This is a genomic window from Neotabrizicola sp. VNH66 (assembly GCF_049445895.1).
GTDB lineage: Bacteria > Pseudomonadota > Alphaproteobacteria > Rhodobacterales > Rhodobacteraceae > Pseudogemmobacter.
Genome location: NZ_JBMSDW010000001.1, coordinates 184,773 through 209,197, shown reverse-complemented (window position 1 = coordinate 209,197; position 24,425 = coordinate 184,773). Strand labels below are relative to the sequence as shown.

At 68.2% G+C, this 24,425-nt stretch carries 25 protein-coding genes; 11 read left to right on the top strand and 14 right to left on the bottom strand.

The features are described from left to right. Positions 1-12: 12 nt before the first annotated feature. The 3 genes from ACO2Q5_RS01065 to ACO2Q5_RS01055 all read right to left on the bottom strand — a co-directional run bounded on the left by ACO2Q5_RS01065 (position 13) and on the right by ACO2Q5_RS01055 (position 2,149). A complete protein-coding gene (locus tag ACO2Q5_RS01065; protein WP_423287572.1) occupies positions 13-849 on the bottom strand; it encodes an arginyltransferase in 837 nt (278 codons plus the stop codon). A 182-nt stretch (positions 850-1,031) separates the two neighbouring features. Beyond that, positions 1,032-1,538 (bottom strand): DUF2852 domain-containing protein, encoded by a 507-nt coding sequence (locus tag ACO2Q5_RS01060; protein ID WP_423287570.1) that lies wholly within the window; start codon positions 1,536-1,538, stop codon positions 1,032-1,034. A 140-nt stretch (positions 1,539-1,678) separates the two neighbouring features. Then, on the bottom strand, positions 1,679-2,149 hold the full coding sequence (locus ACO2Q5_RS01055; RefSeq protein ID WP_423287996.1) for a YbaK/EbsC family protein: 471 nt from the start codon (positions 2,147-2,149) through the stop codon (positions 1,679-1,681). A 121-nt stretch (positions 2,150-2,270) separates the two neighbouring features. On the opposite strand from ACO2Q5_RS01055, the gene ACO2Q5_RS01050 reads away from it, so the two are divergent. Both ACO2Q5_RS01050 and ACO2Q5_RS01045 read left to right on the top strand, forming a co-directional pair. Next, positions 2,271-5,066 carry a glutamine-synthetase adenylyltransferase gene (locus ACO2Q5_RS01050; RefSeq protein WP_423287568.1) on the top strand — a complete coding sequence of 932 codons (2,796 nt, stop codon included), beginning with the start codon at positions 2,271-2,273 and terminating at the stop codon, positions 5,064-5,066. A gap of 31 nt (positions 5,067-5,097) precedes the next feature. Then, positions 5,098-5,376 carry a hypothetical protein gene (locus ACO2Q5_RS01045; protein ID WP_423287995.1) on the top strand — a complete coding sequence of 93 codons (279 nt, stop codon included), beginning with the start codon at positions 5,098-5,100 and terminating at the stop codon, positions 5,374-5,376. A gap of 24 nt (positions 5,377-5,400) precedes the next feature. On the opposite strand, the gene eda is transcribed toward ACO2Q5_RS01045, so the two are convergent. Together eda and edd are read right to left on the bottom strand one after the other, a co-directional pair. Further along, a complete protein-coding gene (gene eda, locus ACO2Q5_RS01040) occupies positions 5,401-6,048 on the bottom strand; it encodes a bifunctional 4-hydroxy-2-oxoglutarate aldolase/2-dehydro-3-deoxy-phosphogluconate aldolase (RefSeq protein ID WP_423287566.1) in 648 nt (215 codons plus the stop codon). A gap of 97 nt (positions 6,049-6,145) precedes the next feature. Next, complete coding sequence (edd, locus tag ACO2Q5_RS01035) at positions 6,146-7,951, bottom strand: phosphogluconate dehydratase (protein ID WP_423287564.1); 1,806 nt, start codon at positions 7,949-7,951, stop codon at positions 6,146-6,148. A gap of 310 nt (positions 7,952-8,261) precedes the next feature. Here edd and ACO2Q5_RS01030 point away from each other — a divergent pair, with 310 nt between their 5' ends. Genes ACO2Q5_RS01030 through ACO2Q5_RS01020 form a run of 3 tightly spaced genes read left to right on the top strand, consistent with a single transcriptional unit; the run spans position 8,262 to position 10,779 of the window. Next, positions 8,262-8,966, top strand: coding sequence for a DUF6778 family protein (locus tag ACO2Q5_RS01030; protein WP_423287562.1), 705 nt, complete (start codon positions 8,262-8,264; stop codon positions 8,964-8,966). Between the two features lie 39 nt (positions 8,967-9,005). Beyond that, entirely contained in the window at positions 9,006-10,229 is a 1,224-nt protein-coding gene (locus ACO2Q5_RS01025) for an RSP_2647 family RNA methyltransferase (RefSeq protein WP_423287560.1), read from the top strand. Positions 10,230-10,236: 7 nt separating this feature from the next. Continuing rightward, positions 10,237-10,779 (top strand): RSP_2648 family PIN domain-containing protein, encoded by a 543-nt coding sequence (locus tag ACO2Q5_RS01020; RefSeq protein ID WP_423287558.1) that lies wholly within the window; start codon positions 10,237-10,239, stop codon positions 10,777-10,779. Here ACO2Q5_RS01020 and ACO2Q5_RS01015 read toward each other — a convergent pair. The 6 genes from ACO2Q5_RS01015 to ACO2Q5_RS00990 form a co-directional block, all read right to left on the bottom strand. Beyond that, complete coding sequence (locus ACO2Q5_RS01015) at positions 10,776-11,477, bottom strand: M48 family metalloprotease (RefSeq protein ID WP_423287556.1); 702 nt, start codon at positions 11,475-11,477, stop codon at positions 10,776-10,778. The two genes, ACO2Q5_RS01020 and ACO2Q5_RS01015, sit on opposite strands and share 4 nt — an antisense overlap. Positions 11,478-11,760: 283 nt before the next feature. Continuing rightward, on the bottom strand, positions 11,761-12,942 hold the full coding sequence (locus tag ACO2Q5_RS01010; RefSeq protein WP_423287554.1) for a vWA domain-containing protein: 1,182 nt from the start codon (positions 12,940-12,942) through the stop codon (positions 11,761-11,763). A gap of 20 nt (positions 12,943-12,962) precedes the next feature. Next, complete coding sequence (locus ACO2Q5_RS01005; protein ID WP_423287552.1) at positions 12,963-13,127, bottom strand: hypothetical protein; 165 nt, start codon at positions 13,125-13,127, stop codon at positions 12,963-12,965. A 41-nt stretch (positions 13,128-13,168) separates the two neighbouring features. Then, on the bottom strand, positions 13,169-14,557 hold the full coding sequence (locus ACO2Q5_RS01000; protein ID WP_423287550.1) for a DUF2927 domain-containing protein: 1,389 nt from the start codon (positions 14,555-14,557) through the stop codon (positions 13,169-13,171). A gap of 657 nt (positions 14,558-15,214) precedes the next feature. Continuing rightward, positions 15,215-16,066 (bottom strand): AAA family ATPase, encoded by an 852-nt coding sequence (locus ACO2Q5_RS00995; RefSeq protein WP_423287548.1) that lies wholly within the window; start codon positions 16,064-16,066, stop codon positions 15,215-15,217. 84 nt (positions 16,067-16,150) lie between these two features. Further along, on the bottom strand, positions 16,151-16,666 hold the full coding sequence (locus tag ACO2Q5_RS00990; RefSeq protein ID WP_423287546.1) for a hypothetical protein: 516 nt from the start codon (positions 16,664-16,666) through the stop codon (positions 16,151-16,153). A 374-nt stretch (positions 16,667-17,040) separates the two neighbouring features. On the opposite strand from ACO2Q5_RS00990, the gene dksA reads away from it, so the two are divergent. The 3 genes from dksA (at position 17,041) to ACO2Q5_RS00975 (ending at position 19,407) form a co-directional block, all read left to right on the top strand. Continuing rightward, positions 17,041-17,463 carry an RNA polymerase-binding protein DksA gene (gene dksA, locus ACO2Q5_RS00985; protein ID WP_423287994.1) on the top strand — a complete coding sequence of 141 codons (423 nt, stop codon included), beginning with the start codon at positions 17,041-17,043 and terminating at the stop codon, positions 17,461-17,463. Positions 17,464-17,591: 128 nt separating this feature from the next. Then, positions 17,592-18,803 carry an FAD-dependent monooxygenase gene (locus ACO2Q5_RS00980; protein WP_423287544.1) on the top strand — a complete coding sequence of 404 codons (1,212 nt, stop codon included), beginning with the start codon at positions 17,592-17,594 and terminating at the stop codon, positions 18,801-18,803. Further along, entirely contained in the window at positions 18,790-19,407 is a 618-nt protein-coding gene (locus ACO2Q5_RS00975; RefSeq protein ID WP_423287542.1) for a TetR/AcrR family transcriptional regulator, read from the top strand. The genes ACO2Q5_RS00980 and ACO2Q5_RS00975 overlap by 14 nt, the downstream gene beginning before the upstream one ends. On the opposite strand, the gene xth is transcribed toward ACO2Q5_RS00975, so the two are convergent. Next, complete coding sequence (gene xth / locus ACO2Q5_RS00970) at positions 19,374-20,153, bottom strand: exodeoxyribonuclease III (RefSeq protein WP_423287540.1); 780 nt, start codon at positions 20,151-20,153, stop codon at positions 19,374-19,376. The genes ACO2Q5_RS00975 and xth overlap by 34 nt on opposite strands. A gap of 81 nt (positions 20,154-20,234) precedes the next feature. On the opposite strand from xth, the gene ACO2Q5_RS00965 reads away from it, so the two are divergent. Beyond that, positions 20,235-21,014, top strand: a complete 780-nt coding sequence (locus ACO2Q5_RS00965) for a glycosyltransferase family 2 protein (RefSeq protein ID WP_423287538.1) — start codon at positions 20,235-20,237, stop codon at positions 21,012-21,014. An 89-nt stretch (positions 21,015-21,103) separates the two neighbouring features. Here the strand turns inward: ACO2Q5_RS00965 and ACO2Q5_RS00960 are convergent, their stop codons facing one another. After that, entirely contained in the window at positions 21,104-21,436 is a 333-nt protein-coding gene (locus ACO2Q5_RS00960; RefSeq protein ID WP_423287536.1) for a HesB/IscA family protein, read from the bottom strand. 78 nt (positions 21,437-21,514) lie between these two features. Here ACO2Q5_RS00960 and ACO2Q5_RS00955 point away from each other — a divergent pair, with 78 nt between their 5' ends. Next, on the top strand, positions 21,515-22,708 hold the full coding sequence (locus ACO2Q5_RS00955) for a deoxyguanosinetriphosphate triphosphohydrolase (protein WP_423287534.1): 1,194 nt from the start codon (positions 21,515-21,517) through the stop codon (positions 22,706-22,708). A 138-nt stretch (positions 22,709-22,846) separates the two neighbouring features. Here the strand turns inward: ACO2Q5_RS00955 and ACO2Q5_RS00950 are convergent, their stop codons facing one another. Then, positions 22,847-23,317: a disulfide bond formation protein B gene (locus tag ACO2Q5_RS00950; RefSeq protein WP_423287532.1), complete on the bottom strand. Its 471-nt coding sequence runs from the start codon at positions 23,315-23,317 to the stop codon at positions 22,847-22,849. 175 nt (positions 23,318-23,492) lie between these two features. Between ACO2Q5_RS00950 and ypfJ the strand changes: the two genes are divergently transcribed. Beyond that, positions 23,493-24,353 carry a KPN_02809 family neutral zinc metallopeptidase gene (gene ypfJ / locus ACO2Q5_RS00945; protein WP_423287530.1) on the top strand — a complete coding sequence of 287 codons (861 nt, stop codon included), beginning with the start codon at positions 23,493-23,495 and terminating at the stop codon, positions 24,351-24,353. The last annotated feature ends 72 nt before the right edge of the window (positions 24,354-24,425 follow it).

The following is a 24,425-nucleotide window of genomic DNA, read 5'->3' as shown; positions in this document are numbered from 1 at the left end:
GGTGACGCAACGTCATTCCCGGGCCGCCCGCGCTTCGGGCAGGCTGATGCGCGCGACCTGTTCGGCGATCGGGTCAACGGAGAGGGGATGAAGCTCTGTCCGGTGGTCGGCCGGGTCGCCCAAGGGGATCCAGCGGCTGCCCTTGTAGATTTCCAGCGCGCTGAAACCGGCCTTGTATCCCATCTTGCGGCTGCCAGGCACCCAGTAGCCCAGATAGACGTAAGGCAGGCCCGCCTCACGCGCGATGGCGACATGGTCCAGGATCACATGGGTGCCCAGGCTGCGGGCCTGAAGGTCGGGATCGTAGAAGGAATAGACCATGCTCAGCCCGTCGTCGAAGACATCGGTCAGGCAGACGGCGGTCAGCGGGCGGCCGGCCTCTCCCTCGTCCGCGGGGCGGGAATATTCGATCACCCGGCTGCGGATCGGCGTTTCCTCGATCATGGCGGCGAATTCGAAGATATCCATGTCGGCCATGCCGCCATCGGCGTGGCGCTGGTCCAGATAGCGGCGGAACAGCGCGAACTGGTCGTCGGTGGCCCAGGGGCTGGTGGCGTTGCGGCGCAGATCCGCGTTGCGGCGCATGATCTTGCGCTGTGTGCGGGTGGGTTCGAAATCCGCCACCCGGATGCGGGCGGACAGGCAGGCCGAGCATTCGGCGCAGGACGGCCGGTAGAGCACGTTCTGGCTGCGGCGGAAGCCCTGTTTCGACAGGCTGTCGTTCAGCCGCTGCGCATGTTCCCCCTGCAGTGCAGTGAAAAGCTTCCGCTCCATCCGCCCCTCCAGATAGGGGCAGGGCTGCGGGGCCGTCACATAGAACTGCGGCGCAATGGGAAGCGTATGGCGCATCGGGTGAAAGGATCTGGGAAGGAGAGGGGCTGATGAAAGAATGACGGTCGGGCAAGAGCCTAGCAAGCCCGCGCTGTGCCGCAAAGGGGGCATGTATCACAAATGCGAAGCCCCGCCCGTTTCCGGGCGGGGCAGGATGCTTTTGCGGGGTGGGCTGCGGTTCAGCTGCCCCAGTATCCGCCTCAGTATTCGCCACGGCGGGCGTCAGCCGGGGTTTCGGCCGCAGCCGTTGCCGTGTCGGCCTCCGTCACATCACGTCCGGCACGGGCGCGCTCGTCCATGAAACGGTCGAACTCCTGCTTGTCGCGGGCTTCCCGCAGACGCTTGAGGAAGGATTCGAAGGCCTCCTGCTCTTCCTCCAGCCGGCGCAGCGTGTCCGACTTGTAATTGTCGAAGGCGGCATTGCCCGATGGGCGGAAGGCGGCGCGGTCGGGGCGGCCCCATTCGCGCGCCCATTCTCGGGCGGCATGGTGGTGGCGGTCATGGCCGTTGCGGCAGGATTTTCCGAACATTTTCTTTCCCCAGATCATATAGGCGAGAAGGGCAAGGCCGACGGGCCAGACGAAGACGAATCCCGCCACCATGGCGGCGATCCAGGCCCATCTGCCCCGCGCGTCCAGCCAGGCCTCGGCGCGGCGCAGCCAGCCCAGGGGGCCGGAGGGGGCGCTGAAGGTGGTGGTGGTGTTCATCGGCGGTGTCTCCCGTTGCGTTCATGTGAATTGCTTTCACATCGCAAAGATGCGCGCCATTGGGCTTCGTTTCAAGTGGGTATGTTAAGAATATTCACATAAAGTGGTTTCAGGCGATTTTCCGCCGGTTTCCCTGCGGATCAGCCTGCGCAGAAGGCGGCTACCGTGGCCCCTGCGGCGCGGGCCAGCGCGTCGGGATCGGCCGGAAAGATGTGGCGCGGCGTGCCCGCGGCGGCCCAGACCTCGGCAAATTCGGTCAGCCGCGGGTCCATCCACACCGGCAGGGGCGTCAGATGGCCAAGCGGCGCCACGCCGCCGATGGCAAAGCCGGTCACGGCCCGCACGGTCTGGCCGTCGGCCCGGCCCAGCGGCTCTCCGGCAAGGGCCGAGGCGCGGTCCGCATCCACGCGGTTGCCGCCCGCGGTCAGGAACAGGTAAAGCCGCCCGCTGACGCCCTGAAACAGGATCGACTTCACGATCTGGTCCAGCGCGCATCCGGCCGCCGCAGCGGCCTGTTCAGCGGTGCGCGTCTCTTCCGCCATCTCGACCGGGCGGCCGGGCAGTCCTGCTGCGGCAAGGGCGGCGGTCACGCGGGCAAGGCTTTTCGACATGGCGGTCTCCGTCATCGGCCCCGCTGTTCTGGACCCTGCCGCGGCCGGGGGCAAGCGGCGCCGGCCCTGTGCTGCCGCGCCCCGTTGACCGCGGGCGCGGGCTCGCGCAATGGTGCGCGGCATGAACAGTTCCGCCCCCGATCTTCTGCCCGCCGACCTGCCGCCCTTTGCCGCACGGCTGACCCGTCAGCCGCTGCCCTTTGACCCTGAGGCGGCGCGGGATACCGCGGGCGCCTTTGGCGATCTGGCGCCTGAACTGCGGGGACTTCTGTCCGCAACCGCGGGCTGCTCGCCCTATCTGCGCGGGCTGATGGGGCGCGAGGGGGAGTGGCTGCGCGCCGCCCTTGCCGGTGCGCCCGAAGACGCCATGGCCTCGATCCTGACCGAACCGCGCGAGGCAGGGCTGGACACTCTGGGCGCTGCCCTGCGTCAGGCCAAGCGGCGGACGGCGCTGTTGACCGCGCTTTGCGATCTGGGCGGCGTCTGGCCGCTGGAAGAGGTGACGGCCGCGCTGACCGCGCTGGCCGATACGGCGGTGGACCTGTCGGTCCGCTGGCTGGTGGCGGAAGAAATCCGCCGCGGCAAACTGCCCGGGGCGGGACCGGAGGATGCCGCCGATGCCGCGGGGCTGACCGTGCTGGCCATGGGCAAGATGGGTGCGGGAGAGCTGAATTATTCCTCGGACATCGACCTGATCGCGCTGTTCGATCAGGACCGCTATGGCGAGGACTGGCAGGAGGCGCGCGCGGCCTTCATCCGCGTCACCCGCAAGATGACCGCGCTTTTGTCCGATGTGACGGCGGAGGGTTACGTCTTCCGCAGCGACCTGCGGCTGCGGCCCGATGCCAGCGTCACGCCGGTCTGCCTGTCGATGGCGGCGGCCTACAGCTATTATGAGGCCGAGGGCCGGACATGGGAACGCGCGGCCTATATCAAGGCCCGGCCCTGCGGCGGCGATCTGGCCGCGGGGGAACGGTTCCTGACCTCGCTGACGCCCTTTGTCTGGCGCAAACATCTGGACTATGCCGCCATTCAGGACGCCCATGACATGCGCCTGCGCATCCGCGACCACCGCGGGCTGCATGCGATCGGGGTCGAAGGCCACAACATGAAGCTGGGGCCGGGTGGCATCCGCGAGATCGAGTTCTTTACCCAGACCCGGCAGCTGATCGCGGGCGGGCGAGACCCCGACCTGCGCGACCGCACCACGGTGGGCGGGCTGGATGCGCTGGCCCAGAAGGGCTGGATCCCGCCCGAGGTGGCCGGAGAGCTGACCGAGCTTTACCGTTACCACCGCGAGGTGGAGCACCGGCTTCAGATGGTGAACGACGCCCAGACCCAGACCATGCCCCCCACGGCCGAGGGCGTGGCCCGGATCGCCGCCTTCATGGGGCAGGACGAGGCCAGCTTCCGGCGCGACCTTCTGGACCGGCTGAACCGCACCGACCGGCTGACCGAGGGGTTCTTTTCGCCCGGTGCGGCCGAGGCGGTGCCGGATCTGTCGGAGAAGGCGCGGGGCATCGTGGCGGGCTGGCAGCATTACCCCTGCCTGCGGTCAGACCGGGCGCAGGGCATCTTCCGCCGCTTGTCGCCGCAGTTCCTGAAGCGGCTGGCCCGCGCCGCCAACCCCGATGAGGCGCTGGTGGCGCTGGACGGTTTCCTTGCGGGCCTGCCCGCCGGGGTGCAGGTCTTCGCGCTGTTCGAGGCGAATCCTTCGCTGATCGACCTGATCGTGGATATCGCGGGCACCGCGCCCGCGCTGGCGGCCTATCTCTCGCGCAATGCGGGCGTGCTGGATGCGGTGATCGGCGGATCGTTCTTCGAACCCTGGCCCGGCGTGGCGGGGCTGGTGGCCGATCTGGGCAAGAGGCTGGCCGCGGTGCCGGATTACGAACGCCAGCTGGATGCGGCGCGGCGCTGGATGAAGGAATGGCATTTCCGGGTGGGGGTGCACCATCTGCGCGGCCTGATCGACGCGTTCGAGGCCGGGAAGAGCTATGCCGATCTGGCCGAGGCGGTGGTGGCCTGCGTCTGGCCCTGCGTGCTGGCCGAATTCGCGCAGAAGCATGGGGATATGCCCGGCCGCGGCGCGGTGCTTCTGGGCATGGGCAGCCTTGGCGCGGGCAAGCTGAACGCGGCTTCCGATCTTGACCTGATCCTGATCTATGACGCGGGTGAGGCCGAACAGTCCGAGGGGCGCAAGCCCCTTGCGGTGCGGACCTATTATGCCCGGCTGACGCAGGCCATGGTGACCGCGCTCTCGGCCCATACCGCCGAGGGGCGGCTTTATGAGGTCGACGTGCGGCTGCGCCCCTCGGGCCGGCAGGGTCCGGTGGCGACGCCGCTGTCGGGCTGGCGCGAGTATCAGCGGACCGAGGCCTGGACCTGGGAGCATCTGGCCCTGACCCGCGCGCGGGTGATGGCGGGTGCGCCGGAGCTTGCCGCTGAGGTCGAGGCGCTGCGGCGCGAGATCATTGCCGAAAAAGGGCAGGGCCCGCAGGTCCGCGCCGATGTGGCGGCCATGCGCCTGCGCCTGCAGGAGGCCAAGCCCGCCAAGGGCGACTGGGAGACCAAGAACGGCCCCGGCCGGATCATGGATATCGAGCTGATGGCGGAAATGGCGGCGCTGATCACCGCGAACCCGGCCCGCACGGTGGAGCGGCAGCTGGCGGGTGCCAAGGACGTGCTGCCCGCCGATGACCGCAATACGCTGCTCATGGCGTTCCGGTTCCTGTGGCAGCTGCATTGCTCAGCGCGTCTGCTGACCGAAAAGCCGCTGGCACCGGAGGCCTTGGGCGAAGGTGGGCTGGCGTTTCTGCTGCGCGAGACCGGCGAAACCAGCGCGGCGGCGCTTTCGGCACGTCTTCGGTCGGTAACCGAGCTTGCCGCCGTCGTGGCGGCACGGCACTTTGCCTGAAAGCGGAGGCGGCAGGATGGGGAGACGGGCCATGCGGCTGGAAGAGGCGGACCCCAAGGGGCTGGTCCGGGAAAGCTATCGGATCGAGGGGATCACCCTCGGCGAATGCCGGTCGATCTTTCTGGACTGGTCGCTGAGCCTGCCCGCGGGCCGCGACGTGCCCGATGCGATCCGCACGCTGATGGCGGAATATGCGCTGCCCACGCCCGGCCATCCGATGAACGGCGTGCTGGAGGCCGGGCTGGGCCTGCCCGCCGCCACCGGACGGCGCGGCGGGCGCATGGCACGGATGCGTCAGGCCGAGGGCTAGGCGCCCTCGGGCCTTGGTCAGACCTCAGGCGGCGCGGGGCAGTTTGGCGGCTTCGGCCGCCAGCGCGGTGATCGCGGCCCAGTCGCCGCGGGCCATGGCATCCTTGGGGGCGACCCAGCTTCCGCCGACGCAGAGGATGTTCTTCTGCGACAGATAATCGCCCGCATTCCTGATCCCGATGCCGCCCGTGGGGCAGAATTTCACCTGCGGGATGGGTGAGCCGATGGATTTCAGAAACGCCGCGCCGCCCGATTGTTCGGCCGGGAAGAACTTGAGCACATTGTAGCCCTTTTCCAGCAGCGCCATGATCTCCGACGCGGTCACAGCGCCCGGCAGGAGCGGCAGGTCATGTTCCGCGCAGGCATCCAGAAGCCGTTCGGTCGCGCCCGGGCTGACCCCGAAAGTGGCGCCCGCGGCCTTGGCGGCCTTCACATCGGCGGGGGTCAGAAGCGTGCCCGCACCGACGACGCCGCCCGGCACCGCGGCCATGGCGCGGATCGCATCCAGCGCGCAGGGCGTGCGCAGGGTCACCTCCAGCGCGGGCAGGCCGCCCGCCACCAGAGCCTGCGCCAGAGGCGCGGCATGGGCCAGATCCTCGATCACCAGAACCGGGACCACGGGGGCCAGACGGCAGACGGAAAGGGCGGCGGCGGATTGTTCGGCGGGGGTCATCGGGGGCTCCGGTGGTTTCGGGCGGAAAGCCGGGGGTTTTGCACCCCCGGACCCCCGCAGAGTATTTGGATCAAGAGGAAAGGGGCAGGGGGTTTTGTCAGACCACCACGGCGGCGCCGGTTTCAGCCGGGCCGACATTGCGGCGGAAGGCTTCGAAGAGCTCGCGGCCGATGCCGAAGCCATTGGCCGAGAGATCGGCGGTGACGGCGATGCGGTTTTCGAAATCCTCGGCGAGGCAGGAGAGTGTGCCCGCCACCGCATCCAGCCGCACCAGATCGCCGTCGCGCAGCCGGGCCAGCGGGCCGCCGGAGGCCGCCTCGGGCGAGACATGGATCGCCGCGGGCACCTTGCCCGAGGCGCCCGACATCCGGCCGTCGGTGACCAGCGCCACCCGCAGGCCGCGGTCCTGCAGGACCGAGAGGACGGGTGTCAGCGAGTGGAGTTCCGGCATGCCATTGGCCTGCGGGCCCTGGAAGCGGACGACGACGATGGTGTCGGAAGTGAACTCGCCGCGTTTGAAGGCCTCTTTCACCGAAGCCTGATCGTGGAAGATGCGGGCGGGCGCCTCGATCACATGGCGTTCGGGCGCCACCGCCGAGACCTTGATGACGCCGCGGCCCATGTTGCCCGCCAGCTGTTTCAGCCCGCCGGTCACGGCGAAGGGGTCGGAGGCGGGGCGCAGGATCTTGTCGTTCAGGCTGTCCGCCGGGGCGGGCGACCAGCTGAGGCGGCCGTCGATCAGCTTCGGTTCCTGCCGGTAAGGGGTGAGGCCATCGCCCGCGACGGTACGCACGTCCTCATGCAGCAGGCCCGCGTCCAGAAGCTGGGCGATCATATATTGCAGCCCGCCCGCGGCGTGGAAATGGTTCACATCGGCCAGACCGTTCGGATAGACCTTGGCCATCAGCGGCACCGCGCCGGAGAGGTCATCGAAATCCTCAAGGTCGAGGAGGATCCCGCTGGCCCGCGCCATGGCGGGCAGGTGCAGGATCAGGTTGGTCGAGCCGCCGGTGGCCATCAGCCCGGCGATGCCGTTGACATAGGCCTTTTCGTCCAGAATCTCGCCCACCGGGCGGAAGTCATTGCCAAGGGCGGTGATTTCGGCGGCGCGGGCGACGGCGGCCTCGGTCAGGGCGTCGCGCAGGGGGGTGCCGGGGTTGACGAAGCTGGCGCCGGGCAGGTGCAGGCCCATCACCTCCATCAACATCTGGTTGGTGTTGGCCGTGCCATAGAAGGTGCAGGTGCCGGGGCCGTGATAGCTGGCCATCTCGGCCGCCATCAGCTCTTCGCGCGTGGCCTTGCCCTCGGCATAGGCGTTGCGGACCTTGGATTTCTGGTCGTTCGGAATGCCGCTGGTCATCGGCCCGGCGGGCACGAAGACCGAGGGCACATGGCCGAAGGTGGCCGCCGCGATGATCAGCCCGGGCACGATCTTGTCGCAGACACCCAGATAGAGCGCGGCGTCAAAGCAATTGTGGCTCATCGCCACGCCGGCGGCGAGGGCGATCACATCGCGGGAGAAAAGCGATAGTTCCATCCCCGGCTGGCCCTGGGTCACACCATCACACATGGCCGGGACACCGCCCGCAACCTGCGCCGTGGCGCCCGCACGGCGGGCGGCGGCGCGGATCCGCTCGGGGTAGCTTTCAAACGGGCGGTGCGCGGACAGCATGTCGTTATAGGCGGTGACGATGCCGATGTTCGGTACGCGGCCTTCGGCCAGCGGGGCCTTGTCCTCTTCCATCGCGGCATAGGCATGGGCCTGATTGCCGCAGGTCAGATGGGCGCGGGCAGGACCTGCGGCCACGGCGCGGGCCATGCGGTCAAGATAGGCGCTGCGGGTCTGTTCGGACCGGGCACGGATCCGGTCGGTGACGCGGGCTATGGTCGGATGGAGGGTCATCGGGTCCTCACGCTGGCGGGCTGGCGCGCAGAGACTAGCAGAATGTGTTAGCGCTAACAATCCCCTTGCCCGACATTCGGATCGGGGGAGGGCAGCGGGGCGGGCATCGGCACGAATGCGCCGGTGACGACGGCAGTCTAGCGCGCTTTGCCGGGATGTGCACGACCCCGGTCGCAATTGTTTCCGTTGCCGCGATAATACCCGCAGGCCGCCGTGAAGCCGGACCGATGCCTGCCCATTTTCGCCGCAATCCGGAGGGAAATTGGCGGCAAGCAACGGGTCAGAAGGCCCAGAGAGGCGGAGTAGGGACATGCAGCGCTTCGGGACGGCAGTGAAACTGGGAACAGCTCTGGGGCTGGTGGCGGCTCTGGCGGCTTGCGGCTCCGGCGGTCCGGCGACACGGGCGGCAACGCCTGCGCCGCATGGTGTGACGCTGGCCACGGCAGGGGGCGGCAAGCCCGGCCATGGCGTGCAGACGGTGACGATGCCGCTGGAGGTGCGCGCCGTCACGGTGACCGTGCCGCGCGACCTGCGCGTCAGCGAGGCCGAGGTCTTCTATCCCATCGCCGATATCGTCTGGCGCGGAGAGCCGCGGGGCGACCGCTATGCCCAGATTCAGGCGATCTATGACGAGGCCGCCACTGCCGCGGTGGCGCCGCTGAAATCCGGCATTCCGGTCGTGGCCGAGATCGAGGTGACCCGCTTCCACTGCGTCACCGACAAGACCCGCTATACCTTTGGCGGGGTGCATTCGCTGCATTTCCTGCTGACCATCCGCCATGCCGAGACGGGCGAGATCTTGTCCGGTCCGCGCGTGGTGAATGCCGATGTGGCTGCTCCCGGCGGTCAGGCGGCGGTGAAACAGGATTATGAGGGGATCACGCAGCGCGATGTGGTGCGCCAGCGGCTGGCCAATGTCATCCGGCGCGAGCTGAAGGCCCTGAATGTCGATCCTGCGGTGGCGGGGCTGACCGCGCGCGGTGCCGCCGATCCGGTGGCCCTGGCTGCGAACTGAGACTTTCCGGCCCCTGCGGAACCGGATATGGGGGAGGGCATGGAGCCCTCCCTTTCGCATTCCGCCCGCCCCGCCCGCCCCGTCGTCCGTCTTCGCCCCAAGGCCGAGGCGCGGGCGATCCGCCATGGTTTCCCGTGGGTCTATTCCGATGAGCTGGTGCTGGACCGCCGCACGCAGGCGCTGACCCCCGGCACGCTGGCCGTTCTGGAGGATGCCGAGCGGCGGCCTTTGGGGCTGGTCACGGTGAACCCCGCGTCCAAGATCACCTGCCGGATGCTGGACCGCGACCCCGAGGCGCAGATTGACGAGGCATGGTTCACCTTGCGCCTGTCGCGCGCGCTGGCCCTGCGGGAGCGGCTGTATGCGGCACCCTTCTACCGGCTGGCACATGCCGAGGCGGACGGGTTGCCCGGCGTGGTGATCGACCGTTTCGGCGATGTGGCCGTGGTGCAGCCCAATGCCGCCTGGTCCGAGATGCTGCTGCAGCCGCTGGTCGCCGCCTTGGTGGCGGTCACCGGCGTGCAGACGGTGATCAAGAACGGCTCCGGCCGGTCGCGCGGGCTGGAGGGGCTGGCTGAGGAGATGGCCGTGGTCCATGGCCCGGCGCCCGAAGGTCCGGTTGCGGTGACGATGAACGGCGCCACCTATATGGCCGATCTGATGGGCGGCCAGAAAACCGGCCTGTTCTTCGACCAGCGCGAGAACCATGCCTTTGCCGCCCGGCTGGCCCATGGCGCGCGGGTGCTGGACGTGTTTTCCCATGTCGGCGGCTTTGCCCTTGCGGCGCTGGCGCAGGGCGCCGAAAGCGCGCTGGCCGTGGATGCCAGCGCCGCCGCGCTGGACCTTGCCACCCGCGGGGCCGAAGCGGCGGGTCTGGGTGCGCGCTTCTCCACCCGGCAGGGCGATGCCTTTGCCGTGCTGGAGGCTTTGGGGACCGAAGGCGCGCGGTTCGATCTGGTGATCTGCGACCCGCCCGCCTTTGCCCCCGCGAAACCCGCGCTGGAGGCGGGCCTGCGCGCCTATGAACGGATTGCCCGGCTGGCGGCACCCCTTGTGGCGCCGGGCGGCTGTCTGGTGCTTTGCTCCTGCTCTCACGCCGCGGATCTGTCGGCGTTCCGCAATGCCAGCGCCCGGGGTATCGGCCGGGGCGGGCGGCGGTCGCAGCTCCTCTACACCGGCTTTGCCGGGCCGGATCACCCGGTCCTGCCGCAACTGGCCGAGGGGGGCTATCTGAAGGCGCTGGCCTTCCGGCTGGACGGCTGAGGCCTGCGTGAAGGCCGTTCTGGACGCCTGCGTTCTTTACCCCACCATCCTGCGGGAAATCCTGCAGGCGGCAGGGGCGGCGGGGCTTTATGAACCGCTGTGGTCCGACCGTATCCTTGGCGAATGGACCCGGGCCACGGCCAAGCTGGGTCCCGGCGCGCAGGCCGTGGCGGAAGGAGAGGCCGCTGCCTTTGCCGCCGCCTTTCCGCGCGGGCGGATCGCCGCCCGGCCCGATATCGAATCCCGCCTTATCCTGCCCGATCCGGCCGATCTGCATGTTCTGGCCGTGGCGATTGCGGGCCATGCCGATGCCATCGTGACCTTCAACGCGCAGGATTTCCCCGGCCATGCCCTGGCCGCCGAAGGCATTGCCCGGCGTGACCCCGACGGGTTCCTGTGGGAACTGCAGTCCGGCGCGCCCGAAACCATGGCCGCCATTGTGGAAGCGTCCCGCGCGAAAGCTCAGGCGATTTCCGGCCAGCCCGTGACGGTGAAGGCCATCCTGAAACGGCTGCGCCTGTACCGGCTGGCCAAGGCCATGGGAGTCTAATCCGCCTTGGGCGCGCCCAGCCAGCGCGCCTCGTTCCGCTCGATCGCAGCGATGCGGTCGGCAGCGGTCGGGTGGCTGCGCAGCCAGGCCGGAATGTCGGCGCCCGCGTTGCCGCTCAGCCGGTCCAGCTTCTGGAACAATGCCTTCTGTGGTGCAGTGCCGATCCCGGCCTTGATCAGCAGGGCCGAGGCCCAGGCATCCGCCTCGAACTCATCCCGCCGCGACAGGCCCGCCATCAGCGCCGACAGCGCGTGCCGCGCGAGCCACGGGCCGGCATAGGGCAGCACCCGGTGCAACAGCCCGGACACCGCCATCAGCACGGTGTTCTGTCCGGTCACGTCGATCATCCGCCGCTTCATATGGCCCTGCGCCACATGGCCCAGCTCATGCGCGATGACGGAGGCCAGTTCCTCATCCGTCACCTCGCCCCGGGCGCGGCGGGTCAGGAAACCGCGGGTCAGGTAGATGCGGCCATCGGCATCGGCGAGGCCATTCACCACCTCGGTCGGCAGGATGCGGACCTCAACCCGTTCCAGCCCCAAGGCACGGGCAAGGCGCGCGGCCTGTGCCTCCAGCGCAGGGTCGCGCAGCGGCACGGCCTCAGCCTCCAGCTTACGGCGGGTTTGCCAGAGCGAAAACCGCATCATCGCCCAGGCGAAGGCGGCGGCCAGAAGAACGGGGATCAGAAGCCGGATCATACCGCCAATATGGGGCGCTGCGGGTGCAGGGGAAAGGGCCAACTGTCCGGGGCGCAGCCGTCGCGGCAATTCCCGGTCTGGATCGACTGCCTTGGTCCCGCCGCCGGAAGGCCAAGGATACGAGTGCAGACCAAGTGGTTCAGGTCTCGCCAGAACGGAATTCCAGCTCAGGCCTGCGACCGTTGTGGTGTCTGTAAAGTGAAACCGCCCCAAGCCGAAGGCCTGCGCCGGACGGGAACACGCCCCGAAGCAGGGATCCGCGCCCGCACCGCGATGGTGGCGCTCAGCGCAGCTCTTTCACCCCGCGGGCGATGCCTTCCGGTGTCATCGGCACCATGCGTCCGCCCATGGCCTGACGGATCAGTTTCGTCGAATGGGTATGGTCCCAATACCGTTCGGCCACCGGGTTGATCCACAGGTGATGCGGCCATTGCGCCGTGGCGCGCGCCAGCCAGACGGCGCCCGCCTCCTTGTTCCAGTGCTCCACCGCGCCGCCGGGATGGGTGATCTCATAGGGGCTCATCGCGGCATCGCCCACGAAGATCGCCCGCCAGTCCGGCCCATGGCTGCGCAGCACATCCCATGTGGGGGTCTGTTCCGACCAGCGCCGCGCATTGCTGCGCCAGACGCCTTCATAGAGGCAGTTGTGGAAGTAATAGACCTCGAGCGTGCGGAATTCGGACCGCGTGGCGGAGAAGAGTTCGGCCATCACCTGCACATGGCTGTCCATGCTGCCGCCGATGTCCAGAAACAGCAGCACCTTCACGGCATTGCGCCGCTCGGGCCGGGTCTTCACATCCAGCCAGCCCTGATGGGCGGTGGCGCGGATCGTGTCGTCCAGATCCAGCTCTTCGGCCGCGCCGGTGCGCGCCCACCGGCGGAGCGCGCGCAGCGCCACCTTCAGGTTGCGGGTGCCCACCTCGACCCGGTCGTCCAGATCGCGGAATTCGCGCCGGTCCCAGACCTTGACCGCGCGGCGGTGGCGGCTTTCCTCCTGCCCGATACGGATGCCTTCGGGGTTGTAGCCATGGGCGCCAAAGGGAGAGGTTCCGGCGGTACCGATCCATTTGTTGCCGCCCTGATGGCGGCCCTTCTGCTCCTCCAGCCGCTTCTTCAGCGCCTCCATCAGCGCATCGAATCCGCCAAGCGCCTGGATCTGCGCCTTTTCCTCATCCGTCATATGCCGTTCGGCCAGCTTGCGCAGCCAGTCTTCGGGCAGGTTCAGCGCCTGAAGCACGGCCTCGTCGGGCAGATGCTCCAGCCCCGAAAAACAGGCGGAAAACGCGCGGTCGAAGCGGTCCAGATGGCGTTCGTCCTTTACCATCGCCGTCCGGGCCAGATGGTAGAACCCTTCGCTGTCCCAGGTCACCAGACCGGCCGAAAGCCCCTCCAGAAAGGCCAGATGCTCCCGCAGGGAGAGCGGCACACCTTCGCGGCGCAGGGTTTCGAAGAAGGGCAGGAACATGGCCGGTTCCCCCGCAGAGGTCAGGTCATCCGGTCGATGACGATGGTCAGGAACAGCCCGATCAGCGCCAGCAGGATGCCGTGGGCAAAGGCATATTGCGCAATATCCACGGCCTTGCCCTTTTGCCGCCGCGCGCTGGCGGCGCCGATGAAGGCCCCCAGAATGAAGCCGCCGATCACGATCATCTCTGCCCCCGCTGTCGTCTGACGGCAGGGGCAAAGGTGCCCTAGCCGCGCGATCCGCGCGCGCCAAGCGCCGCAATCTCTCGTGTGCGGGCCCGGATCTGCGCTTCCGTGCCGAAGCCATAGCGCGCGTCTGCCTGACTGTCCACACGCGCCCGTGCCGCCTCGGCCCCGCGGCCCAGCAGGTCCAGAGCCTCGGCGCGGATCAGAAGGACGGTGGCGGCCAGCGCGTGGTTTTCGGCGGCGCGGATCACCGGCAGCGCACGGTCGGCAAAGCGCAGCGCCTGTTCCGGCTGGCCCGAAGCCACGGCGATGGCGGCCAGCTGCATGTCGATATGGGCCACCTGCACCGCACCGCCCGGCAGGCCGCGGTAGATGGCAGAGGCGCGGGTGAATTCCTCAACCGCACGGGCGCGGTCCGTGCTGACCAGAAGCCGGGCCAGAGCGAAATGGCTGAAGGCCATGCGGCCATCGCGCCAGCCCTGCGCTGCTGCGATCGCCAGCGCGCGTTCTGCGGCCCCGCGGCGGGCGCCTGCGCTGCCCTTGCCGCCAAGCGCGCCCTCGATCGCCTGGGTCCAGCTGCGCGGCGTGGCCGACAGGTCCGGCGTGCCCCAGCCGTCCGAGGCGACGATGCCCGCCATGATCCCGCTGATGCGCGACTGCACCTCGGCCCGGGACATGCCTGACGCCAGACCCGGCGCGTAATAGGCGCGCAGGATGGCCATGTCGAAGGGCGTCAGCACCGAATGGAAATTGTCGTCGTTGAAGACGGAGTCGGACAGCCGGTACAGGTCGTTCAGCGGGCCGATGGCCTGGGCCAATTCCTCATGCAGGCAGTCCCGGACCTCTTGCGCCGAAGCGTCGGAGGGGGCGAAGATCCCGACCTTCTGCCGCTGCGCCACATTCGCCCAATCCTGCTGTGCGCTGCCCTTGTTGGCGCGGTAGTCCGAAAGGGTGGTCACATTCGGCACGACAAAGCAGGCGGCATTCGGCGCGGCCTTGCGCAGCGCGCTGCGCGGGCTGAATTCGATGGTGACGGCGGCGGCCTCGCCCGGGGCGGCGGGGCGGATGTCGATCCCGGCTTCGGCCCGCAGGCGGCCGATCAGGCGGGACAGATCCGCCGCGGCTGTTGCCGGCACATCGCCGGTCAGGGCCACGGTGATGGTCTTTTCGAACCGGCTGAAGGTGGCCAGCGGGCGCCCGCTTTCCAGATTGAACGCAAGTTCCATGAAATTGGCTGCCATCTCGGAGGCGCTGTGGCCGCCGTGGCCGGGCAGGGCGCCCGGAAAGGCCTCGGCCGCAAGGGCGGGCGCGGAGAAGGCTTCGGGCGCGGCCGCGGGCAGGCGGTCGGTGGCCTTGGTTACCTGAACCTGTGCGGCAGGCGCGCAGGCGGTGGCGGCCAGGAAGGCCGCAAGCAACGGAAGTTTACGCATGAGTTGGCAGCTCGGCTCAAGGATGCGGGGGTTCGCCCCCGGCGGTTGCGGTGCCGGGCCGGCCAGCCGGACCGCGATGCCCCCGCATCACGATCCGGCCGGAACGTCCGGTGGTCCCTTTGTGACGCGCGGGCCGGCGCAGAGCCGAGGGGGCGAGCAGACGTGGTGCCCCTCGGATCTGCGCCGGAAAATCCCTGACCGTGGACCGGCCGGCCGGGCGCGCGGGATGCCCCGCCGTGCTGCGGCCGGGCAGGGCGCGCAGCAGACGGACGGGGCTGGAAATCGTGGCGGTGCCCCGGAACCGCAGCGCCGCGCTGTCCCGGCAGGGCCGGGGCAGGATGCGGATTGCGGATCTGTCCTTCGGACATGGAGGGGGCCTTCACCTGAACTTCACTCATCTGTCATTCGTCGTGACAGGAGTGTCGGGATCAGGGCCGGTTCATGTCAATTGCGCGGAATCTTGGCGCCCGGCCTGCCACTATCCATGGCGGTGGTGGGTGGGGAGGGGGCCAGATATGTGGCCCCTATGTCACGCATTATTGCAGTTTATTTCAAATTTCTGTGGATAGGTGATTGAATTGTGGCAACACTGTGTCCAAAGCGAGGCATAGGCTCCCGAATCGGACGGAATTGTGGCGGCATCTGCCTCAATTCCGCCTAACGCTCGCCCCGTGCCATGAAGGCCAGCCGCTCGAACAGCTGCACATCCTGTTCGTTCTTCAAAAGCGCCCCGTGCAGCCGCGGCAGCAGATGCTTCGGGTCGCGCTTCAGCTCCTCCGGAGTCAGGTCCTCAGCCAGGATCAGCTTCAGCCAGTCCAGCACCTCGCTGGTGGAGGGTTTCTTCTTCAGCCCCGGGGTCTCGCGGATGGCGAAGAACTCGCTCAGCGCGGTGGCCAGCAGCCGTTCCTTGATGTCGGGGAAATGGACGCGGACGATACGTGACAGCGTGTCCGCATCGGGAAAGCGGATGTAGTGGAAGAAGCAGCGGCGCAGAAAGGCGTCCGGCAGGTCCTTCTCGTTGTTCGAGGTGATGATGACCACCGGTCGCTGGCGTGCGCTGATCGTCTCGCCGGTCTCATAGACGTGGAACTCCATCCGGTCGAGTTCCTGCAGCAGGTCGTTCGGGAATTCGATGTCGGCCTTGTCGATCTCATCAATCAGCAGGACCACGCGGCCCGGCGCCTCGAACGCCTGCCAGAGCTTGCCCTTGCGGATGTAGTTCCGCACGTCGTTCACTCGTTCACCGCCAAGTCCGGGGCCCAGCTGGCTGTCGCGCAGCCGGCTGACGGCATCATATTCATAAAGCCCCTGTTGCGCCTTGGTGGTGGATTTCACGTTCCATTCCAGAAACGGCAGGTTCAGCGCGGCGGCCACCTGACGGGCCAGCTCCGTCTTGCCGGTGCCGGGTTCGCCCTTCACCAGAAGGGGGCGCCCAAGTGCCACTGCGGCATTGACCGCCACGGTCAGATCGGGGGCGGCGACATAATCCGCGGTGCCGTCAAAACGCATGGGCCTGTCCCTCCGGTGATGCAGGTGCAGCACAAGGGGTAAGGCGCGCGGCCGGGCATGGCAAGACACCCGGCCGCGGCGGCATCAGTCGCCCGAGAAGGCGAAGGTCCCCGCGCGGCTGGAGGCCGGGGTCCAGCCGCTGAGCTCTTTCCAGCATTCCTCGACCTTCAACATCGCGGCGGTCGAGCCGGTCAGCGCAATCTCCTCATCCACCGGGCCGATCATGGGATGGATCATGCTTCCCGCGCCCACGGCCTGGCGCATGCCCAGGGGAAAGCTGGAATACATCCACCCGGCTTCGCCGAAATAGGTTTCGGTGAAGCTGTATTTGTCCACGTCGATCGAGCCCTGGAACTCTCCATCTGCGCCGTCATAGGGGAAGATCAGCTGCCAGCCGCCCGCGGGCGGCGCGTTGATGACGATCTGCATCGCATCAAGATAGGCCGAACAGCCGTATTGTTCGCTCTTGGCGATGCTCCAGCCTTTGACCGAGGCGTAAAGCGTGCCGCTGCCCACGGAATAGTCGGGCGACTGGGCAAGGGCAGGGGCCGCCATCAGGGCCAGGGCAGCTGCGGCAGAGAAAAGATGACTGCTGGTCATATCGGGTCCGCTCCGGGACATGGGTTGATCTCAAACGCCCCGGGCCACTCCCGGCGGCGGCAGCTTTGGATATCCTGGCGGCCTGAAATGGCCCCTGGTGTTCTGGCGCAGGACAGCCGCCAGAGAGGCGGGCGGCGGCCTTTCTGTCAAGTGTGGCGCGGCCTTCGGGCGCAAACCCCGTCCCGCTGCCCGGACTGCCCAACCGGCAGGCAGCGCGGCCCTCTGCCGCGGTCTGACGCCACGGCCGCTTCGACATCCTGTGCTATTGTGTAGTGACATCCCCTGTCGGTTGGGCTACATGCCCGCCCAACAGGAGTGCGTCCATGACAGCAGACCACCTGTCGGCGCAGTCCGGCGACATGGAGAGAACTGCGATGAAGGCCGAAACCTTCCTGCCTGACGATTATCGTCCTGCCGAGGACGAGCCCTTCATGAACAATCGTCAGCTGGAATACTTCCGCCGCAAGCTTGTGATCTGGAAGCAGGAGCTTCTGGAGCAATCTGCGGAAACCCTGGGCAACCTGACCGAAAGCGGCCGCAATGTCCCCGATCTGGCCGACCGGGCCAGCGAAGAGACGGACCGCGCGCTGGAACTGCGCACCCGTGACCGGCAGCGCAAGCTGATTTCCAAGATTGATGCGGCGTTGCGGCGGATCGAAAGCGGCGAGTTCGGCTATTGCGAGATGACCGGAGAGCCGATCAGCCTGAAGCGCCTGGACGCCCGGCCGATTGCCACCATGACGCTGGAAGCGCAGGAAAAGCACGAGCGCCGGGAAAAGGTGCATCGCGACGACTGAATTTCCTGTCGCAGGGCTGCTGTCTCTCTCGGGGTTGCAGACGGGCAAGGAACCTTGGAAAAAGGAACGCCGGGCGGGGCCACCGTCCGGCGTTTGCATGAGACGGGCATCGGGCGGGCAGGGGCTTCATGGGACTGAAGGACCGCAGCATCACCATACTGGGCGCGGGCATCGCCGGTCTGGCCGCGGCCTGCCGCTTTGCACAGCGCGGCGCACGCGTCACCCTGCTGGAACAGGCCGGCGCCATCCGCGAGGTGGGGGCGGGCCTCCAGATCAGCCCGAATGGTGCGGCTGTCCTGCGCGGCCTTGGCCTTGGCCCCGCGCTGGAGGCGGCCTCTGTCCGGGCGGAGGCGGTGGAACTGCGTGACGGGCTGGACGGACGGCTGGTCACCCGGCTGGAGGTGGCGCGGCTGCGGCCCGAAGAGGGCTGGCACTTCCTGCACCGTGCGGATCTGGTCGGGCTTCTGCTCACCGCGGCGCGGGCGGCCGGGGTGGATCTGCGCCTGTTGCAGAAGGCGGAAAACGTGGACCTGTCCGGTCCGCGCCCGGTGATCACCACCTCCACCGGTGCCCGGATCGAGGCAGAGCTGCTGGTCGGCGCGGACGGGCTGCATTCGCCGGTGCGGCAGGCGCTGAACGGAAGGGTGGCCCCCTTCTTCACCCATCAGATCGCCTGGCGTGCGCTTCTGCCATGCGATCCGGACGCGCCGAAAGTGGCCGAGGTGCATATGGGGCCGGGCCGCCATCTGGTCAGCTATCCCCTGCGGGGTGGCACCTTGCGCAACATCGTGGCGGTCGAGGAACGCCGCCGCTGGGTCGAGGAGGGCTGGTCTCTGCGCGATGATCCGATGGAACTGCGGCTGGCCTTCGAAGGCTTTGGTCCGCGGGTGCGCGGCTGGCTGGATCAGGTGCAGGATGTCTGGCTTTGGGGCCTGTTCCGCCACCCGGTGGCGAAACGCTGGTCGGCCGTGCAGGCCGAAGGCGCCGCTGTTCTGGCGGGCGATGCGGCCCATCCGACGCTGCCCTTTCTGGCGCAGGGGGCCAATATGGCGCTGGAGGATATCTGGCTGCTGGCCGACCGGCTGGAGGCGCTGGACGATACTGCCGCCGCCCTGGCCGCCTATCAGGCCGCCCGCGCGCCCCGCTGCGCCCGCATTGTCGAGGCGGCGAACCGCAACGCGCGCCGCTATCACCTGTCGGGACCGATGCGGCCTCTGGCGCATCTGGCGCTGCAGCTGGGCGGGGCGGTGGCACCGGGGCTCGCCTTGTCGCGGTTTGACTGGATCTATCGCCACGACGTCACCCAGACCACGCCCGGAGCCGCCCATGGCGCGACCTAGAACCTTTTCCGACGACGATCTGCTGGCCGCCGCCCGCCGGGTGCTGCTGGACCGCGGGCCGCAGGGGTTCACCCTGACCGATGCCGCGGATGCCGCCGGCATTTCGCGCCCGGCGCTGATCCAGCGCTTTGGCAGCCGCGAGGCGCTGCTGCGCGCGCTGGCGCTGCGCGAGACCGAGACGCTGGCCGCCGATCTGGCCGCCCTGCCGCCTGACCGCGGGCGCAAGGGCACATGGCTGTTCCTGACCGATCTAGCCCTGCGGATGGAGGCGGGGGCCGCCCCCGCGTCCCGCGCGGCAATGGTCGCGGTCGAGGCGGCCGATCCCGAACTGGCCCGGCTGGCCGCCGAACGCGACCGGATGCTGCGCGAGGCGATCGAACAGCGCCTGCCCGGCGATGCGCCCGAAGGCACGGCTGCCCTGCTGCAGGCGATCATCGGGGGCGCCGCGCTGCAATGGGCGGCACGGCCCGAAGGCGCGCTGGCCGATCTGCTGCTGATCCGGTTGCGCGGGCATCTCGGCGTTCTCTGGCCGCGGCAGGCGCTGGCGCTGCCCGGCGCGGAAGAGGCCGATCAGGCCGCCAGTTCCACCCAGACCGGCACGTGATCCGAGGGTTTGTCGCCCGCCCGCACCTCCTTGTCGATCCCGGTCTCCTGCAACAGATCCGCGGCCTGCGGGCTGAGCAGCACATGGTCGATGCGGATGCCGTTGCCGCGTTCCCAGGAATTCGCCTGATAGTCCCAGAAGGTATAGAGGCCCGGCCGCGGGTCGCGCATCCGCACGGCATCGGTCAGCCCCAGATGCAGGATCCGCCGCAGCGCCGCCCGGCTTTGCGGCAGGAACAAAGCATCCGTCACCCAGGCCTCGGGCTTTGCGGCATCCATGGCCTGCGGGATCACGTTGTAATCGCCCAGAAACGCCACGGGCATCTCTTCGGCCAGCAGGGCTTTCACCCGCGCCTCCAGCCGGGCCATCCAGCCCAGCTTGTATTCGTATTTCGGCCCCGGCGCCGGGTTGCCGTTCGGCAGGTAAAGCCCGCAGACCCGCACCGCCCGGGTGCCGATCACCGTCGCCTCAATCCAGCGCGCCTGTTCGTCCCCATCATCGCCGGGCAGGCCGCGCGTCACATCCTCCAAGGGCAGCTTCGACAGGATGGCGACGCCGTTGAAGCTTTTCTGGCCATGGGTCTCCACCCGATAGCCCATGTCCTCGAAGACCTCGCGCGGAAAACCCTCATCCACCGATTTGATCTCTTGCAGGCAGACCACATCGGGGCTGGCCGCCTCAAGCCAGCGGGGCAGGGCCTCGATCCGGGCCTTGATGCCGTTGATGTTGAAGGTGGCGATCTTCATGGAAACCCTCCGCACAGGGTGCCATCTTGCCGGTCCGCGCCGGGAAGGGCAAGGTTGCCGCGGGCCTGAAGGAGGGGAAGAATGCCGCCGCTGGTTTCCGTGCTGATCCCCGCCTGCCGCGCCGAGGCCACGCTTTGCGCCGCGGTGGACAGCGTGCTCGCAGGGGGACTGCCCGCCGATGCGCTGGAAATTCTGGTCGAATCCGATGACGGCACAGCCTATGCCGCCGCCTCGGCCCTGCCTTCGGTCCAGGTGCAGGTGACGGGCGCGATCCGCTCGGGTGTCGGCCCGGCCCGCAACCGGGCGCTGGCCCGCGCCACGGCGCCTTTCGTGACCTATCTCGACGCCGATGACCAGCTGGCTCCGGGCTGGCTTGCCGCCCTGCTGCCGCTGGCCCGGGCCGAAGGCGCCGCAGCCTCGGCGCTGGAGGTGCGGGAGCATGGCGTGCCGCTCCTGCGCCTCTGGCACGACCATGACCGGCTGACCCCGGCGGTGATGGCGGAAAGCGGCGCCTCGGCCCGCGGCCTCTTCGCCCGCGACCGCTGCCCGCCCTTCGCCGATGCGCTGTCACAGGACATATTGCATATGCTTCAGATCATGGAGGCACAGGGTGGCAGCCTGCCGCTTTCCCCCGCGCCCTATCTCCTGAATTTAAGGCCTGAAAGCGTGACCGCCGCCGATGATTTCAGCGCCCGCGTCCACCGCGCCTATCTGGCCCATGTCGACGCCCTGCACGACGCGCCCGAAGCGGCTCAGGTCTTCCGCGCCAAGATCGCGCTGAACGCCGCCTATTCGGCCGAAGGTCAGGGTCGCAGCTACTATCGCTGGCTGGAGGCACGGCTGGGCCAAAATCCCGCCTGATCCCTTCATCTTGGCTCAAATATCCCGGGGGGAGGCTGCATGGCAGCCTTGGGGGCAGAGCCCCCCCTGCGACGGCCATAACCGGAAAATCAGATCGAAAAGCTGGTCCCGCAGCCGCAGGAACTGCTGGCATTCGGGTTCTCGATCACGAATCGTGCGCCAATCAGCTCATCGGTGAAGTCGATCACCGCATTCTGCAGGAAGGGCAGCGAGACCGGATCGACCAGCACCTTCTGCCCGGCCTTTTCCAGCACCATGTCATCCGCTGCGGGATCATCCAGCCGGATCTCATACTGAAAGCCCGAACAGCCGCCGCCGGAGACGCCCACCCGAAGGGGCTTCACCTCGCCGGTGGCTTCGGCAATTTCGGCCAGCCGTGCGAAGGCACGGTCGGTGACGCGGGGAGGAAGGGCAAGTTCCATGGCTGTTCCGGTATCCTTCGGCTTCGCCAGTGAATATAGGGGGAACCGACGTTCCGAACAAGCCAAGGCCCGCTCCCCGTGTCACTCGCCCCCTTCGCCTGCCAGCCGACTGCCACCCGCGGGCGGCTTTTCCCCGAAGGCATGTCGTCTTTCCGCAGCCCGTTCCAGCGGGACCGCGATCGGATCATCCATTCCAGCGCCTTCCGGCGGCTGAAGCACAAGACGCAGGTCTTCGTCGAACATGAGGGCGATTATTACCGCACCCGCCTGACGCATTCGATCGAGGTGGCACAGGTGGCGCGCACCATCTCGGGCGTTTTGAACCTGAACACCGATCTGGCCGAGGCGATCGCGCTGGCGCATGACCTTGGCCACACGCCCTTTGGCCATACCGGCGAAGACGCGATGGAACGGCTGATGGCGCCCTATGGCGGGTTCGATCACAACGCCCAGGCGCTGCGGATCGTCACAAGGCTGGAGCGGCATTATGCGGGCTTTGACGGGCTGAACCTGACCTGGGAGACGCTGGAGGGCATCGCCAAGCACAATGGCCCGGTGACCGGCCCGAATGCCGACAAGAAACATGACGGCCCGCTGCCCTATGCCCTGGCCGAGGTGAATGCGGCCTGGGATCTGGAACTCGACACCCATGCATCGGCCGAGGCGCAGGTGGCGGCCATCGCCGATGACGTGGCCTATTCGCACCACGATCTGCACGACGGTCTCCGCTCCGGCCTCTTCTCCGAAGACGATCTGATGGAACTGCCGGTCGCCGGTCCCGCCTTCGAGGAGGTGGACCGCCTGCATCCGGGGCTGGACCGCATGCGCCGCCGGCACGAGGCATTGCGCCGCGTCTTCGGCCGCATGGTCGAGGATGTGATCCATGTCGCCGAGAACCGGCTGGCCGCCGCGCAGCCGCAATCGGTCGATGACATCCGCCATATGGGCACAACGATCATCCGCTTCTCGAAACCGCTGTATCAGGAGCTGAAGGCGGTGCGCAGCTTCCTGTTCCACCGGATGTATCGCGCGCCCTCGGTCATGGAGGTGCGGGCCAAGGTCACGCAGGTGGTGGATGAGCTGTTCCCGCTGTTCCTGTCGCAGCCCGGGCTTCTGCCGCCGGAGTGGCAATCGGATGTGGCCGCAGCCCGGGATGAGACGGCGCTGGCCCGGGTGGTGGCGGATTACGTGGCCGGGATGACCGACCGCTTCGCCATTCAGGAACATGCAAGGCTGATGGGCTGCGCGCCGGTTGTAGGCCTCGGCGCCTGACCGCGGCCGGGGAGGGGGCGCTGCCCCCTCGGCGCGGAACGCGCCTCACCCCCGGGATATTTGCACCAGTATGAAAGGCCTTTGCGGTTTCATGCTGGGTCAAATATCCCCGCCGGAGGCTGTCGCCGCAGGCGGCACTCAATCCCTGCGGGTGGCGCCGAAGATCCAGAGGGCGGCGAGCCCGGCCGAGGTGATGGCATTCCATGCCGCCATCGACAGGCCAAGGAATTCCCACGGAATCCGGTCGCAGCGCACGGGCGGCGCCACATCGGCGCCCGATCCGGGCAGGAGCGAGGCTGCGGATTCCCCGGCGATGGAGCCTGAGGTGCAGGAGGAGATGAATTCCCACCAGCCCTGTTCCACGCCCATGTGGAAGATGCCGATCCCGGCCGTGGTCAGCGCGGCCAGCGCGCCGAGCCAGGGCAGGATGCGCCAGCGCGTGCCCGCCCAGACCAGAAGCACCGCCACTGCCGCCGCATGCGGCCAGCGTTGCCAGATGCAGAGCTGGCAGGGCGGCAGGCCGCCGACATATTGAAAGAAGAACGCCGCGCCGAGCATGGCGGCCGAGCCGAGCCCGGCCAGGGTGACGGATGCGGAACCGATGCGCATGAAGGACCTCTGCCGCTGTTCGGGCGCACCATAATCCTCTGGCCCGGCGGGGGGAAGGCAGGCCGTTGCGCCCTCACGCCGCCGTGTTTTGCCGCTTCCGGCCCCGGAACGGGACGGCTAGTCTCGCGTTTGTGATCGGAGACCCCGAGTCAGCGGCACGCGCAGGAGGTGCATCATGCAGTGGAAAGGCCGGCAGCAAAGCCGCAATGTCGAGGATCGCCGCCGCATGGGCGCCAGCCGGGGCGGGGTGGCCGGGGTGGGCGGCCTTGGCGCGGTGGTGATCGTGGTGATCGCGCTGTTCCTGGGCGTGGACCCCTCGCAGCTTCTCCAGCAGCTGGATGGGCAGGGCGGGCAGACCGGCGGTTCAACGGCAGAGCTGTCTGCCAAGGAACAGGCCGAGGGCGAATTCGTCGCGGTCACCCTGCGCGATACCGAGGTGGTCTGGACCAAGCTGTTCCGCGATCAGCTGAACCGCAGCTATGATCCGGCGACGCTGGTGCTGTTCCGCGAGGGCACGACCTCTGCCTGCGGTACGGCGTCCGAGGCGACGGGGCCGTTCTATTGCCCGGCGGACCAGAAGGTCTATCTGGACACCGCCTTCTTTGCCACGATGCGCGACCGGCTGGGGGCTGGGGGCGATTTCGCGGCGGCCTATGTGGTGGCGCATGAGATCGGCCATCATGTGCAGGACGAACTGGGCATCCTGAGCCAGGCGAACGAGATCCGCCAGCAGGTGAGCGAGGTCGAATCCAACCGGATTTCGGTCATGATCGAGCTGCAGGCCGATTGTCTGTCCGGCATCTGGGCGCGGGAGGCGGCGCATAGCCTTGGCACGCTGGAGCAGGGCGACATCGAAGAGGCGCTGAATGCCGCGGCGCAGATCGGCGACGACACGCTGCAAAAGAATGCCGGGCGGCGGCCGATGCCCGACAGCTTTACCCACGGCACCTCAGAGCAGCGGATGCGCTGGTTCCAGACCGGGCTGGACTCGGGCCGGATCGACGCCTGCAACACGTTCGAGGCGCGGGACCTCTGAGCCCGCGCGATCTGCGATGCCGCGTTGACGCGGGCGCGGCGCGGCGCTAGACCCGGTGCGCAGGCAGCGCCA

Excerpts from the sequence above, each read along its gene's own strand:
- ACO2Q5_RS01065 (WP_423287572.1), bottom strand. The coding sequence starts at position 849 with ATGCGCCATACGCTTCCCATTGCGCCGCAGTTCTATGTGACGGCCCCG.
- ACO2Q5_RS01060 (WP_423287570.1), bottom strand. The coding sequence starts at position 1,538 with ATGAACACCACCACCACCTTCAGCGCCCCCTCCGGCCCCCTGGGCTGG.
- ACO2Q5_RS01055 (WP_423287996.1), bottom strand. The coding sequence starts at position 2,149 with ATGTCGAAAAGCCTTGCCCGCGTGACCGCCGCCCTTGCCGCAGCAGGA.
- ACO2Q5_RS01050 (WP_423287568.1), top strand. The coding sequence starts at position 2,271 with ATGAACAGTTCCGCCCCCGATCTTCTGCCCGCCGACCTGCCGCCCTTT.
- ACO2Q5_RS01045 (WP_423287995.1), top strand. The coding sequence starts at position 5,098 with ATGCGGCTGGAAGAGGCGGACCCCAAGGGGCTGGTCCGGGAAAGCTAT.
- eda (WP_423287566.1), bottom strand. The coding sequence starts at position 6,048 with ATGACCCCCGCCGAACAATCCGCCGCCGCCCTTTCCGTCTGCCGTCTG.
- edd (WP_423287564.1), bottom strand. The coding sequence starts at position 7,951 with ATGACCCTCCATCCGACCATAGCCCGCGTCACCGACCGGATCCGTGCC.
- ACO2Q5_RS01030 (WP_423287562.1), top strand. The coding sequence starts at position 8,262 with ATGCAGCGCTTCGGGACGGCAGTGAAACTGGGAACAGCTCTGGGGCTG.
- ACO2Q5_RS01025 (WP_423287560.1), top strand. The coding sequence starts at position 9,006 with ATGGAGCCCTCCCTTTCGCATTCCGCCCGCCCCGCCCGCCCCGTCGTC.
- ACO2Q5_RS01015 (WP_423287556.1), bottom strand. The coding sequence starts at position 11,477 with ATGATCCGGCTTCTGATCCCCGTTCTTCTGGCCGCCGCCTTCGCCTGG.
- ACO2Q5_RS01010 (WP_423287554.1), bottom strand. The coding sequence starts at position 12,942 with ATGTTCCTGCCCTTCTTCGAAACCCTGCGCCGCGAAGGTGTGCCGCTC.
- ACO2Q5_RS01005 (WP_423287552.1), bottom strand. The coding sequence starts at position 13,127 with ATGATCGTGATCGGCGGCTTCATTCTGGGGGCCTTCATCGGCGCCGCC.
- ACO2Q5_RS01000 (WP_423287550.1), bottom strand. The coding sequence starts at position 14,557 with ATGCGTAAACTTCCGTTGCTTGCGGCCTTCCTGGCCGCCACCGCCTGC.
- ACO2Q5_RS00995 (WP_423287548.1), bottom strand. The coding sequence starts at position 16,066 with ATGCGTTTTGACGGCACCGCGGATTATGTCGCCGCCCCCGATCTGACC.
- ACO2Q5_RS00990 (WP_423287546.1), bottom strand. The coding sequence starts at position 16,666 with ATGACCAGCAGTCATCTTTTCTCTGCCGCAGCTGCCCTGGCCCTGATG.
- dksA (WP_423287994.1), top strand. The coding sequence starts at position 17,041 with ATGAAGGCCGAAACCTTCCTGCCTGACGATTATCGTCCTGCCGAGGAC.
- ACO2Q5_RS00980 (WP_423287544.1), top strand. The coding sequence starts at position 17,592 with ATGGGACTGAAGGACCGCAGCATCACCATACTGGGCGCGGGCATCGCC.
- ACO2Q5_RS00975 (WP_423287542.1), top strand. The coding sequence starts at position 18,790 with ATGGCGCGACCTAGAACCTTTTCCGACGACGATCTGCTGGCCGCCGCC.
- xth (WP_423287540.1), bottom strand. The coding sequence starts at position 20,153 with ATGAAGATCGCCACCTTCAACATCAACGGCATCAAGGCCCGGATCGAG.
- ACO2Q5_RS00965 (WP_423287538.1), top strand. The coding sequence starts at position 20,235 with ATGCCGCCGCTGGTTTCCGTGCTGATCCCCGCCTGCCGCGCCGAGGCC.
- ACO2Q5_RS00960 (WP_423287536.1), bottom strand. The coding sequence starts at position 21,436 with ATGGAACTTGCCCTTCCTCCCCGCGTCACCGACCGTGCCTTCGCACGG.
- ACO2Q5_RS00950 (WP_423287532.1), bottom strand. The coding sequence starts at position 23,317 with ATGCGCATCGGTTCCGCATCCGTCACCCTGGCCGGGCTCGGCTCGGCC.
- ypfJ (WP_423287530.1), top strand. The coding sequence starts at position 23,493 with ATGCAGTGGAAAGGCCGGCAGCAAAGCCGCAATGTCGAGGATCGCCGC.